Annotated in this window: 13 protein-coding genes; 7 read left to right on the forward strand and 6 right to left on the reverse strand. The window is 39.7% G+C overall.

The genetic code is table 11. The features are described 5' to 3' along the window. Positions 1–65 precede the first annotated feature (65 nt). Together ND812_RS11675 and ND812_RS11680 are read right to left on the reverse strand one after the other, a co-directional pair. Positions 66–1,058, reverse strand: a complete 993-nt coding sequence (locus ND812_RS11675; protein WP_265375596.1) for an L-threonylcarbamoyladenylate synthase — start codon at positions 1,056–1,058, stop codon at positions 66–68. Between the two features lies 1 nt (position 1,059). Next, positions 1,060–2,640, reverse strand: a complete 1,581-nt coding sequence (locus ND812_RS11680; RefSeq protein ID WP_265375597.1) for a glycosyl hydrolase family 18 protein — start codon at positions 2,638–2,640, stop codon at positions 1,060–1,062. Positions 2,641–2,785: 145 nt separating this feature from the next. Between ND812_RS11680 and ND812_RS11685 the strand changes: the two genes are divergently transcribed. Further along, positions 2,786–3,496 carry a queuosine precursor transporter gene (locus ND812_RS11685; protein ID WP_265357825.1) on the forward strand — a complete coding sequence of 237 codons (711 nt, stop codon included), beginning with the start codon at positions 2,786–2,788 and terminating at the stop codon, positions 3,494–3,496. Between the two features lie 4 nt (positions 3,497–3,500). Next, a complete protein-coding gene (locus ND812_RS11690; RefSeq protein ID WP_265375953.1) occupies positions 3,501–4,265 on the forward strand; it encodes a glycerophosphodiester phosphodiesterase in 765 nt (254 codons plus the stop codon). Here the strand turns inward: ND812_RS11690 and ND812_RS11695 are convergent. Continuing rightward, positions 4,247–4,609, reverse strand: coding sequence for a VOC family protein (locus ND812_RS11695; protein ID WP_265375598.1), 363 nt, complete (start codon positions 4,607–4,609; stop codon positions 4,247–4,249). The genes ND812_RS11690 and ND812_RS11695 overlap by 19 nt on opposite strands. On the opposite strand from ND812_RS11695, the gene ND812_RS11700 reads away from it, so the two are divergent. From ND812_RS11700 to hisC, 3 genes are read left to right on the forward strand one after another with little or no spacing between them, the layout of a single operon-like run. Further along, positions 4,610–6,076, forward strand: a complete 1,467-nt coding sequence (locus ND812_RS11700; protein WP_265375599.1) for a hypothetical protein — start codon at positions 4,610–4,612, stop codon at positions 6,074–6,076. A 17-nt stretch (positions 6,077–6,093) separates the two neighbouring features. Continuing rightward, entirely contained in the window at positions 6,094–7,611 is a 1,518-nt protein-coding gene (locus ND812_RS11705) for a 2-isopropylmalate synthase (protein WP_265375600.1), read from the forward strand. Positions 7,612–7,614: 3 nt separating this feature from the next. Continuing rightward, positions 7,615–8,709: a histidinol-phosphate transaminase gene (gene hisC, locus ND812_RS11710; protein ID WP_265375601.1), complete on the forward strand. Its 1,095-nt coding sequence runs from the start codon at positions 7,615–7,617 to the stop codon at positions 8,707–8,709. A 110-nt stretch (positions 8,710–8,819) separates the two neighbouring features. Here the strand turns inward: hisC and ND812_RS11715 are convergent, their stop codons facing one another. Continuing rightward, the gene (locus ND812_RS11715; RefSeq protein ID WP_265375602.1) at positions 8,820–9,221 is read right to left on the reverse strand and encodes an Hsp20/alpha crystallin family protein; all 402 of its coding nucleotides are present in this window, start codon (positions 9,219–9,221) and stop codon (positions 8,820–8,822) included. A gap of 17 nt (positions 9,222–9,238) precedes the next feature. Further along, complete coding sequence (locus ND812_RS11720; RefSeq protein WP_265375603.1) at positions 9,239–9,682, reverse strand: Hsp20/alpha crystallin family protein; 444 nt, start codon at positions 9,680–9,682, stop codon at positions 9,239–9,241. A 153-nt stretch (positions 9,683–9,835) separates the two neighbouring features. On the opposite strand from ND812_RS11720, the gene ND812_RS11725 reads away from it, so the two are divergent. Beyond that, a complete protein-coding gene (locus ND812_RS11725; RefSeq protein WP_265375604.1) occupies positions 9,836–10,294 on the forward strand; it encodes a RidA family protein in 459 nt (152 codons plus the stop codon). After that, positions 10,291–10,842 carry a hypothetical protein gene (locus ND812_RS11730; RefSeq protein WP_265375605.1) on the forward strand — a complete coding sequence of 184 codons (552 nt, stop codon included), beginning with the start codon at positions 10,291–10,293 and terminating at the stop codon, positions 10,840–10,842. Before ND812_RS11725 ends, ND812_RS11730 begins: the two co-directional genes overlap by 4 nt. 47 nt (positions 10,843–10,889) lie before the next feature. On the opposite strand, the gene clpA is transcribed toward ND812_RS11730, so the two are convergent. Next, on the reverse strand, positions 10,890–13,163 hold the full coding sequence (clpA, locus tag ND812_RS11735) for an ATP-dependent Clp protease ATP-binding subunit ClpA (protein ID WP_265375606.1): 2,274 nt from the start codon (positions 13,161–13,163) through the stop codon (positions 10,890–10,892).

A 13,163-nucleotide genomic window follows, 5' to 3' on the forward strand; every position in this document is an offset into this window, starting at 1 on the left:
AGGAAATCGAAACGGAGTTCCAATCACCTATCGATGGATATGATAGGAAACTTACCGATTAAGTCTTAGTTCCCTTCTGAGGCTTTCTGCAAACGATTGAGAAGGCCTTCTTTGCCTGTTTTTTCCCTTGGTTCTTCGCAATAGATAGTCTCTATACCCAGTTGGTCACAAACTTCAAAAAAAGCATAGAGTGCAGAGCTGTATTCCCAGTTAGAAGAAACAAGTTTCATTCTAGTGGGATCGAATGTCTGAGTTGGTTTTTTGTGTTCGTCCGTAGGTCCAAAAGAAAATCCAATCCAAGCAGAGTTGGATTTGCTCCCGCATTTGAGAAACTCCGAAACGAATGTGTCGGAAGGAAGGAGTTTCACGTTCGCTTGGGGAGAATAGTGTTTGTATTTCATCCCTGGACTCGGTGGAACAAACTCTCCACCTTTTGTCAGTGAATTTGGCAAAACCAAATTTGGCAAAAATTGTTTGAGTTGGTCCGACTCAATGGATCCTGGCCGTAACAAAACAGGTGGATCTTCATACAACCCAACCACAGTGGATTCAATGCCTAAACTTGGTTCCTCTGAAACTAAAATTCCATCCACAATCCCATCAAAATAACGCAAAACATCGGTCATGCGAGTTAAAGAGGGTCTACCTGATAAATTGGCAGACGGTGCAGAGATCGGTGAGCCACATTCTTCAATCCACTCACGAATGATTGGATTTTTGGGAATCCGAACCCCAAGGGTTGGCATCTCTTTTGGAAAAACATTTTGATTTTTTTTAGGAAGGACAAGTGTGATAGGTCCTGGTGCAAATTCGCATAACAATCGTTCTGCAACTTCACTCACTTCACAGACAGATTTGATGGCTTCTATCGTAGAAAAATGAGCGATGAGAGGGTTGTCACTGGGTCTCCCTTTGATTTTGTAGATCCGTTTACAAGCCTCTTCGTTAAAACTAGAAGCACCGATCCCAAAAACAGTTTCTGTGGGAAAAATAACCACTCCTCCCTTTCGGATGAGGTCCGCAAGCAAACGAACATCCGAAGAGATAAGTGTTTTCATGTTAAAACTGTTTGGTCTTTGTTTTAGATTTGGTTTGAGAATTGGAAACTTTTAAAGCTTCTTTGGAATCCGAATTTTGGATTGTTGTTTCTTCCTTCGGTTCCTCTTCGTCTTTTGCTTTTTCCACAGGTGGGAGTTGGCCTTGGACGAGTTTACTCAAATATACATTGATCTCAGGGTCATTGTCTGTCACAAGTTGCCAGAACGAAAATCCACCCAAATCATACTTACGAAGAAGGGTCATTTTTTCTTCAAAGGCACGTCTGTTCATGTAAAATGCAACTCGGTCACAACCACCACTTGTATACCATAAGGATGGATCTTCATATGCTCGGTTTTTATGAATGTCCGAAAACTTCGATAAGTTTCTCCAACTTGCCACTTTATTTTCTTCATTTAAGATCCGGTTGATATCAGTGGGTTGGCGGTTTTTATGGGTACCGGATTTAATCCTTTGTGCATCAGAATGGTAAATTGCTTTCGCAGATGCCTTACAATTGAGAGCCCAGTCATACCCATAGGTTGGAATCGCCATATAAAGTTTGTGGGTTGGGACCCTTTTTTTCGCGTAAGTGATGATGTCTTTTAACCAAACGTTAGGTGCTTGTGGACCAGGACCTGGGTTATGGTATTTCCTTGGGTGGAGTTCATACGCCATAATTTTCACACGGTCTGCGTGTTTAGCAAGGAATTCATAATCATGGGTAGTTGGTCCTCTCCAGTTTTCACGGAAGTCTAAGTGGATTGGTTTAGAGAGTCCACGGCATTGGAGTTCTTTCTTTTTTGATTTTTCTGCTGGGGTTTTTGGATGGACTGCAACAGAGATGAGTTTTCCTTTTTTATGAACTTCTTTGGCAAGAAGGGCAAAAAATTCTTCGAACTTTTCTTTTTTATCACAAGACATCCCTTCGTAGTCGATGTCGATTCCATCATACCCATAGGTCAAGATTTCATTCACAATCACTTGGATGTGGTGGTCACGGATGTCACTTCGTCCGCCCATACCAATGTTCTCTTGGATTTTTTCTTTTGGATTTTCCCAACGGAAAATGGTAGGGATGATTTTGACTTTTGGATTTAAGGCACGGAGTTCTTGGACTCGTTCCTTTCGAGACGTACTTGACCAACTGGAAATGAGTTCCCCGTTATTAGAAAGCCCACCTTTCATTGTATAGATAAACGGATGGATTTCGTTATAAAGGTGGACTGTTTTTTTCATCGCCGTCCAGTCAGTGGACCAAGCGGAAGAACGAAAACTTACGTTCTCATCTGGAACAAAGTTTGGTGTTTCCACAACTTCTTCTTCCACTGTGACAGGATCTTTTGTTTCTTTTTTCTCTCCCGTCTCCATTTCAGAAGGAGTGCCAAGAGATGGAGTGGATGCTTCGACTACACTTGGGTTTGTATTTCCCGTTTTAGGAAGGTCTTTCAAAACCAGTGTGGAGCCTGAATTTTGCATGAGATTCATTCCCAAATAAAACGAAATGGCAGATAAAAAGAACCAAGAGGCAAATAATAACGAATACTTCGCCACATTCGAGAGTTGGCGTTTGGGGGAATTAGGGGATTGTGATTCAGACATATACGTTTCTTCTTGGTTGATTATCGAACTGTTCAGAAAAAAAGAGTAGAGATTAATCGAAACCCACTCTATCTATCTGTATCCCATGATTTTTTAGGAGCCATTCTCTCCTAGTCGAAATTCAGATGGGAAGGAAAAGAAATCCATGAATGCCTTAAAACAAAAACCGGTGATCCTTTATACTGTCCTACTCAGTTTTTTTCTAACGTTTTTACTGCTTGCGGAATTGACGGGTAGTAAATTATTTTTTGCCTTTGGGTTTACCATGACTATGGGGGTTATCCCGTTTCCAGTTACGTTTATCATTACTGACTTACTCAATGAATACTTTGGGCGTAAGGTGGTGCGAGCCACTACCTTTCTTGGGATGCTCATGATTGGATTTGCCTACCTCCTCATTGTCATTGATATTCAAATCCCGGCAAGCCCAGATTCTCCCATTGATGATGCCTCCTTTGAACGAGTGTTTGCCAATTCAGGCCTTGTGATCCTTGGTTCCATCATTGCTTACGTGATCGGACAGATGATTGATTTACATACCTTTCATTTTTTACGAAAAAAAACAAAGGGAAAACACATTTGGTTACGGGCTACAGGTTCCACTGTGATTTCACAACTCATTGACTCCTTTGTTGTGATCTTCATTGCCCTCGGAAAGTACCACCCAGTACCAAAACTCGTATCGATTGCCAGTACCAATTTTTTATACAAAATGGGGGTTGCGATCCTCATCACACCCGTCCTGTATGCCATCCACATTTACATTGATCGTTACCTGGGTACGAGCTTAAAAGAACAAATGTTCAAAGAAGCGATGGAAGAAGAAGGGTATGAATCTTCCATCCAACCAGGGTAATGTAATGTTTCAACCAAGGTCCGAACGTTTGCAATCTCTCCTCGGAAACACTCCTGTCAATATCGGACATAGAGGGGCAAGGGGTCTTGCTCCTGAGAATACGCTTGTATCCTTTCTTGTTGGATCAGACTCCACTCATTATTTTGAGTTGGATACCATGTTATGTGGATCGGGAGAACTGGTTGTCATCCATGATTTTACAGTCGACCGAACAACTGATGGAGAGGGAAAGGTTGCCGAGATCCCCTATCGTCAGTTAGCTGAACTGGATGCTGGTGGATTTTTCTCCGAGGATTTTGAAGGTGAACAAATTCCAACCTTATCCCAAATCATACAAACTTTGCCTGAAAACACAGTGTTTGATATTGAACTGAAAAGTGAAGGCAAAAGGGAAGAACGAGAAGATTTAGCAAAAGCAGTTGTCAAACTCATCCGCAAGTTCCAATTACAAAATCGAATTTGGGTGAGTAGTTTTGATTGGGAACTTGTAGACTTAGTACGAAAAGAAGAACCTGAGGTTTTACGTGGATTACTCATTGAAAAAGGAGATTCGCTAAACGACCGTTACATGGACTTCGAACCAGATTTGATCCTTCCCCATTTTTCCGCCTGTTCCAAGGAATTTGTATCTAAATGTAATTCCGAGTCTTTACTTGTGATTCCATATACTCCCAATACAGAAGAAGAATGGAAAACCCTAATCGATGCAGGTGTCTCTGGTCTTATCACTGACTATCCGGATCGTTTGGCTCAGTTTTTAGCAAAATAAAGCCATAACCAATTCCCCCAATGGTCTTCATATAAGGAATACCCTTGGGTTGGCACAGCTTGTACCAAGTGGCAATGGGAAATCATTTTGTCTACCAGTTCATTTTGGCTCACTTGGAGTGTGAGGGTTCCTCCCCGCACAGGGCAATGTTCCGTTTCTTTCGAAAAAACAATTCGTAAACCAGACTCCAATTCTAGTTCCGCATGACCAAAACTTTCTTTCAGAACTTTGCCACCTAAAATGGATTGGTAGAAGTGCAATGGTTCGGAACAATTTTCTCCACCAGCCAAATTGACAGAGTAGAGGTTTAACGTTTTGTTACGAGACACATTTTGTTCTGGCATATGAATCCAATCCTAATCTTTAGAAATTTTTTCCAATCATATTTCTATGAATCTGGGAAACAAACCAAACGGAACGAGGGATTGGTTTTGATTCTTTTCCTATTCATTTCTGGATTCATCAACTTTTTGTTATGCGAAACCATTTATTTTATCCCCTTATACTCCGCTGACCAGCTGTATACAACACTATTTGTGCATGATTGGATGAGTGGGAATGGAATATCCCATTGGTATCTCCCTCCTTCTCCCTATTTTTTTCCTGACATAGGGTGTATGGCCTTCTTGTACTTTGTATTTCCTTTTTTGTATCTACCTACAATGTATGGAGTCATCCAGATGGCTTTCCTCTATTTAGGATTCTACTCATTTTTATCATCCAAGCTCTCTAAACGAACAACCATCCAATTGTTAATCTGGTTCCAAACCTTATTCACAATCTTTTCACTGCTCGGAGACACCTTTGGAGATAAACCCTTGCCCTTGGTTTATTTTGTTTCGAATGCCCACCATAGCACAGGTTTTTTCTTTAGTTTATTTCTTGTTAGCCTCTATTACCGGTCCCAGACGCAAGAGAATCAAATCGCCTTTATCAAGAATCAAGTAGAGTTTCCGATCGAAGAAAAAAATTTTCTTCGCAATTGGTTTCCGCAATTGTTTGTACCAAAACATGTTACTAATTTTCTGTTTTTACTTGGTTTTAGTCTCTTATACCTTTCTGATCGATTTTCGTTTTGTATTGGGATGTTTTGTTTGATCATCATCAAATTTTCGCGAATGGATTCTATAAATTGGAAAGGGATCTTTCGGAAAAAAAACATTATTTACCTTGGTATGATTTCGTTTTACTTCATCGTTATGGAACTCATCCTTTATTCACTCAAAACAAAACTTCAGATTCCCAACAGTTTTGGAATCCTGTTAGGTACCCTCCAAATAAAATCGTTAGGAGAAATTACCTTCTTAGCCACTCATTACCTATATGATGTTTCCAAGCTGCTTGTGTATGAGAATCGTTCCTTGCTTGGTTTGTTGTTTGTGTTCGTTTTCTTTTTTCATTGGTTTCCACACCAACTCAAACGAATGTTTCTCCTTTTGATTCCGATTTTACTGTTCCTCCTCATAGTGGTGGGTCGGTTTACCTACCTTCATCCTTATCCCATTCGTTACCTCTTTCCCCTTTGGTTTTTGGGACTTGTTGGAGTCTCTTGGGTATTGGCAAAAGAGAAAAATCGTTTCCCTCTCCCCATCTTTTTCCTTTCTCTTCTCCTCTGGATTTTGGTTCTCAATGAGTTTCCAAAACCCCGAAAGGAAGTACAAAAATTCCACCAATCGATTACCAAAAGAGAAGTCCCCTATACCCAGGAAAAACCAATTCGTTTTTGGACAGAAGGCAATCGGCAACCAATCCCAATACAAGATGATGGGAAACCATACCGTTGGATCACAGGTGCTTTCCATACTCCTTGACAGACTTCGAGGAAACTATGATCTGGAAGGAGATGGAAGATTACGTACGGATTTTTGATACGACTTTGAGGGACGGAGAGCAGTGCCCTGGTGCTGCTATGAGCGAAGACGAAAAAGTAGAAATTGCGGGTCACCTTGCCCGGATGAAAGTAGACATCATTGAAGCAGGATTCCCCGTTTCTTCCCCAGTCCAGTTCAAAGCCGTCGAAAGAATTGCCCGTGAAATTGAAGGTCCCACCATATGTGGCCTTGCCCGAGCCCTACGCCCCGATTTAGAAGCGGCAAGAGACGCACTCAAACCAGCTAAATCCAAACGCATTCATACCTTTATCGCGTCTTCTCCCATTCATATGAAACACAAACTCGGAAAATCACCATCCGAAGTTTTAGAGATGGCTAGGATTGCCGTTCGTATGGCAAAAGACTTTGTCCCCGATGTAGAATTTTCACCAGAAGATGCGACAAGATCGGAATGGGAATTCTTACGTGAGTTAGTTGAGGCTGTGATCGAGGAAGGCGCAACCACTATCAACATCCCAGATACTGTTGGTTATACGACCCCTCAAGAATACATGGATCTGTTCCGTTTTTTAAAAACAAAGGTGAAAGGTGCAGATAAAGTCATTTTTTCTGCCCATTGTCATAATGACCTTGGCCTTGCCGTTGCAAACTCCCTTGCCACTGTCCTTGCAGGTGGAAGACAAATTGAATGTACCATCAATGGGATTGGAGAACGAGCAGGTAACACAGCCATGGAAGAAGTGGTCATGGCATTAAAAACGAGAAAGGATACCTTTGGTGTGGAAACAAACATTGATTCCACTCTTATCACACGTGGTTCTCATTTGGTAAAAACCATCACAGGTATGGTGGTACAACCTAACAAAGCAATTGTGGGAGCCAATGCATTTGCCCATGAATCAGGAATCCACCAAGATGGTGTGATCAAAAACCGCCAAACCTATGAAATCATGACACCAGAGTCAGTAGGTTTAAAATCCAACAGAATGGTACTGGGTCGTCATTCTGGAAGAGCTGGGTTTAAAGACAGAATCATCCGTATGGGATTTGATCCCAAACCAGAAGAAATTGACAATGCGTACAATCGCTTTTTGGAAATTGCAGATAAAAAGAAAGAAGTCTTTGATGAAGACATCGCTGCCCTTTTCCAATCTGAGATTAGCCGATCCCAAGTGGATGAAACCTACCGCCTGATTTCTTTCGAACAAAATACTGGTTCCGACAAAACACCATACGCAAAGGTAAACTTACAAATCAACGGTGAAACGAAAGTTGGGGAAGCAAAAGGTGATGGACCAGTTGACAGTATCTTTAAGGCCATCAGTTCTGTCACAGGGCTTTCCCCCCTCTTATCCAGACTTGTGATTTCACCTGTCACAGAAGGAACCGATGCGATGGCGGAAGCCTCTGTCACATTGGAGGACGGCGAACGTCGGGTTGTGGGCAAAGGTGATTCAACAGATATCATTGAAGCTTGTGCCAAGGCATACATCAATGCTTTGAATCGGTTGTAATCCATGGATTCACAAAAAAACCAATTTGACCCAACGTTGTTTGTGAGAAAGGAACTCCAACAATTTTCTCCCTACACTCCAGGAGAACAACCCGGCCTTACGACTTCCACGATCAAATTAAATACAAACGAAAATCCCTATCCTCCTTCACCAAAAATCCAAAAGGCAATAGAGGAAGTGATCGAAAAAGGGTTACTCCGCAAGTATCCCAATTACCATGCAAGGAAACTGCAAGAACTCATCGCAAATGATTATGATTTGGACCCAAACCAAATCCTTGTGACCAATGGTTCGGATGAAGCCTTACGTTTGTTATTCCAAACCTTTATTGGTCCCGGTGATACGGTTGTAGCACCAGACCCAACCTATTCCTATTACCCAGTTCTTACCGAACAAATGATGGTGGGAGCGAAGTACAAAGCGGTTCCTGTCTTAGAAAATCTACATTTTGATTTTGAAACTCTTAAAAAATCAGAAGGTAAGTTACTATGTTTTGCCCATCCAAACGCACCTACGGGCATTGAAGAACCGAAGGAAAAACTATTAGATCTGATTCGTTCGTTTCGTGGCCTTGTTTTGTCAGATGAAGCATACATTGATTTTACAGATGCCAGCGCCAGTTTGGTATCTGAGATCAAACACCATCCAAACCTACTTGTTTCGAGAACTTTTTCTAAATCATATGCACTCGCGGGACTTCGTGTTGGTTACATTATAGGATCCCTTGAAACAATTTCTTGGATACGTAAACTCAAAGATTCCTATAATGTTGGAATCATTGACCAAGTGATTGCAGAAACTTCTTATAAAGACAAAGAATATTTCTTAACGAAACGAACACTTGTTATATCAGAACGTTCTCGCCTGAAAACCAATTTGGAATCCCTGGGTTTTACCATCCCAGATTCTTCTACTAATTTCCTCTTTTGCAAACCAAAACCAGGGATTTCGCCTGAACATTTATACCTTTCCTTGAAGGAAAAAAATATTCTCATCCGGTATTTTTCCTATGGAATTTGTAAGGATTTCATTCGAATTACAATTGGAACAAAGGAAGAAAATGATATCCTTTTCCAATCCCTGAAGGCCTTGGTCTAAAAAAAACCCAACAAAACATTTGTTCTGTTGGGTACATATTTTTCGTTCATCTCTGTTTCGTTAGAGTTAAAAACTCAATCCATCTTTTTTCAAATTCGATCTTCTTTGATTTAAGAATTTCGAATTTCAATTTTTGTTTTTTTCGGTTCAATTTTAGGAATGGAAAGTTCTAAAATTCCGTTTTTCATTTTTGCAACAGCTTTTTCAGAATCGATCGCTTTGCTAATGGTAAACTTTCGGAAATAGTTACCTTCTTTGTATTCCGCAAGTCGAACCTGACCTTTTTCTTCCGCTCCCATTTTGAATTTCCCTTCTAATTGGAGTTGGTCTTTTTCGATTGTGATCTCAACAGATGTTTCATCAACACCAGGCATTTCCACTCGGAATAAAATTGTGTTTTCTGTTTCATAAACATCTACATTCGGAGAGTAAACTCTTACTTGTGGTTGAACTTCTTTCACTCCAGCCTTTTCATCTAACGTTTGTTTATTTTCTGTTGTCAGTGTATTCATATCGTTTTCTCCTTCTTTTATCCGATGTTGATGGATACTTTTTTCGGTTTGTCTTCTTCTCTTCTTGGTAAGTGGATGTTTAAGACACCGTTTACGTATTTTGCAGAAACTTGGTCTTGGTTCACTCGAAATGGAAGTTCAAGAGTTCTATGGAATTCACCATGGAAAATTTCCCTGCGATGAACTTCTGTTCCTTCCGCTAAATCTTCAGCCTTTTTCTTTCCATGGATGGAAAGCATATTGTCTTTAACATTGATTTCAATCTGGTCTGTGTCCATACCAGGCAAAAGGCAAGTGACTAGTGCCTCATCCTCTTTTGTGTACACATTCACAGGAGGAAAATGCGAAGAACTTCCGAATTGGTCATTCAAAATGGAACGAGTCAACTCATCGTTCAAACGATCAAAGTCTCTCCAAAACTGGTTAGTTTTTGTTTGTGGGTCTAGAATTCGAAATAACATGCAAAATCTCCTTTTGGCACTCTTATTCGTAGCCTGCTATTTTAATTAGCACTCTACACTTTTGACTGCCAATTGTCAATTCAGATTTAGAATTTTTGCATCCAGTAAAAAAAATTTTGTCTCATAGGCATGGGAACCATAGTTTGGATGGCAATGGCTATTACGGATCAATTGAATGCACTTGGGATCCAAATCCCTCCTGTTCCTGCGGCACTTGCTGCCTATATTCCTTCTAAACGTTCAGGAAATTTGGTGTTTACCTCAGGCCAACTCCCCCTAGTTTCCGGGAAGTTACGAAAAGTGGGTAAAGTTGGAAAGGATATCACGTTAGAAGAAGCAAAAGAAGAAGCAAAACAGTGTTTACTCAATGCCCTTTCGGCTTTGTTATTGCAGATAAGTTCTCTAGACCAAATCAAATCAGTTGTTAAACTCGGAGTTTATGTTGCAAGTGATGAAAACTTCACAGAACAACATTTAGTTGCCAACGGGGCTTCTGAACTCGTTGGTCAAATTTTTGGCGAAAAAGGAAAACATACTAGGTTTGCCATTGGGGTGAGTTCTTTACCTCTCAATGCGAGTGTCGAATTAGAAATGACAGTTGAAGTAGAATGACAAATTTATTTTTAAATTTATTTTCCGAATTCTTGATTTTTCTGAAGGAAACCATCAAGTTAATTCCAGATTTACTCAAAGTTTGGTGGTATTTAGGAAAAAGAATTACTTTATCATTATATAGTTATTGGAAAACAAAACTATTCTACGATAAAATATTTTTTATATTTTTATTCCTACAACTTTTGTTTGCAGTATTACCTTGGTTCCACTACGAAATTACTTTTTTTGAAAGTAAAGAATCAATTTCATTAAGTCCCAAACTCAACTCCATTTTTATCTTAATCAGTTTACTTAATTTTTTCTTTTTAGGTTTTTGGAAATCTTCTTGGACAAGGATTTGGTTTTTTGCAACTGAGATGGTATCTGCAATCATCGTGATTTGGGGATATTTGGAGCCAAAACGAACGTATTATGATTTTGTCAATGCAAGTGAAGTGACAACTCAAATCACTTTTTATCTTTTCCTAGGTTCTTTGTTTTTTGCCTTTATATTTGGATATTTAAGTTTTAAAAAAGAGGATGAGGTATTTTTACATTCCCACTAAAATCTTGCGAAGGGAAAATGAAAATACCAACCTCTGACTTTCAATCTTCAAGATTCTACTTCTACGATTTGCAAATTTGGTTTTCCAAGGTTCTCTTGTAAGTCCACCAAAAATGCCTTCACTTTGTCTTTGTGGAAAAGCAGTTTTTTCGATAATGGTTTTCCGATTTCCGAATTGATGATCCTTTGGATGGGTCTTGCTCCCATGGCCCGATCATACCCAGTTTCTGCCAAATACCTGACGGCTTTCTCAGTTATATCCAATTGGATTCCCTTCTCTTTTGCCTTGTTTTGTAAGGTTTGGAACATTCGTTTGACAACCTGTTCCACAATTGAAATGGATAGGGAATTGAATTCAATGACAGCTGTTAAACGGTTACGAAATTCAGGAGTAAATGTCCTTTCGATTGCTTTCAAAGATCGATCGTCATAACGATCCGAATCAAAACCAAGAAGAGGTTTAGAACTTTCCTGGGCACCTGTATTTGTTGTCAAAATTAGGATTACATTTTTGAAATCTGCCTTTTTCCCTGTGCTATCTGTTAATGTAGCATGGTCCATCACTTGTAAAAGGATGTTGTAAATATCCTCATGGGCTTTTTCAATTTCATCAAAAAGAAGCACACAGTGTGGAGTTTTCGCAATCGCATCTGTGAGTTGCCCCCCTTGGTCATAACCCACATAACCCGGAGGACTACCAATGAGTCGTGATACAGAATGTTTTTCCATATACTCACTCATATCAAAACGGAGAAATTCAATTCCCATTTTATCTGCCAGTGTTTTTGCAACTTCCGTTTTACCGACTCCAGTAGGACCTACAAATAAAAAACTACCAATTGGTTTTCCTTCATCCCCAAGTCCTGAACGTGAATAGTGAATGGCATCTACAATTTGATCGATGGCATGGTCTTGCCCAAAAACAATGGTTTTGATTTCAGCATCCAAAGATTCTAATTTCTTTTTATCGTCAGCCTTGACTGTTTTTTCTGGGATCTTCGCGATTTTAGCAACCAAGGATTCAATTTCAAAGATACCAACAGTTTTTTTTGCCTTCTCTTTGTTTTCGTCCCGTAACTTTACAAAAGCTCCTGCTTCATCCAGAAGGTCGATTGCTTTGTCTGGTAAAAAACGATCACGTAAGTGTAAGGTAGATAAATCCACACATGCTTCAATGGCTTTTTGGCTATAATGGACACTATGAAAGGATTCGTATTTTTCCTTAAGACCATTTAATATCTGTATGGCGTCTTCTCTGGAAGGTTCCACTACTTCAATTTTTTGAAACCTTCGTGATAAAGCATGATCCTTTTCAAATATAGATTTGTATTCTTTATAAGTGGTGGTTCCTATACACTTAAGTTCACCATTGGCAAGGGCTGGTTTCATCAGATTGGAAGCATCAAGACTCCCACCTGAAACTGCTCCTGCACCTACGATGGTATGGATTTCATCGATAAAAATGACCTTTTCAGGTTTACCCACTAACTCTTGTAAAATTGCCTTTAGCCTTTCTTCAAACTCACCTCGGAATTTGGTTCCTGCCATAACAAGTCCCATATCCAAAGAATAAATTTCCAATCCTAACAAACTTTTTGGAACTTTTCCTTGTACAACTCTTTCTGCAAGGCCTTCCACAATCGATGTTTTACCAACTCCAGCTTCTCCTACAAAAATTGGGTTATTTTTCCTACGTCTGGAGAGGATATGAATTGTCCTTTGGATTTCAGTTTCCCTTCCGATACAAGGGTCTAATTTTCCCGATTTTGCTTTTTCAGTTAAATTCACACAGAATTTTTCCAAAGCAGACTGTTTTGATTTACTTTCTGTTTCTTCGTCGATGGATTCTTCCTCTGCTGAAAAATCGGGTTCATTGGAATTGATTTCTTTTTTGAATCCATGGGAGATGTATTTGATTACATCCAATCGTTTGATGTCTTGTTTTGCTAACAGATAACATGCTTGGCTATCTTCTTCCCGAAATAGAGCAACCAAAACATTATTTCCATCCACTTCTTCCTTACCAGAATTTTGTACATGAAACGCAGCAAATTGGATGACAAACTGAACTCCAACAGTGTATTTTGGTTGGATTTTTAAATTTGGAACAGAGATAGAAGATAAATCCTCTTCAAAGTATGCAAGTAACTCCTTCCGAAGTAAATCCAAATCACAACCCACATTTACAAGGACTTCCTTTGTTTTTTCGTTATAGGTTAGGCCATATAACAAATGTTCCAGCGTTACAAATTCATGATGGTACTTTGTCGCTTCTTTCTGCGCTAGTTCTAAAGTTTTTTCTAAATCTGTTGAAAAATTCAT

The sequence above is a fragment of the Leptospira limi genome (genome assembly GCF_026151395.1).
GTDB classification, from domain to species: Bacteria; Spirochaetota; Leptospiria; order Leptospirales; family Leptospiraceae; genus Leptospira_A; species Leptospira_A limi.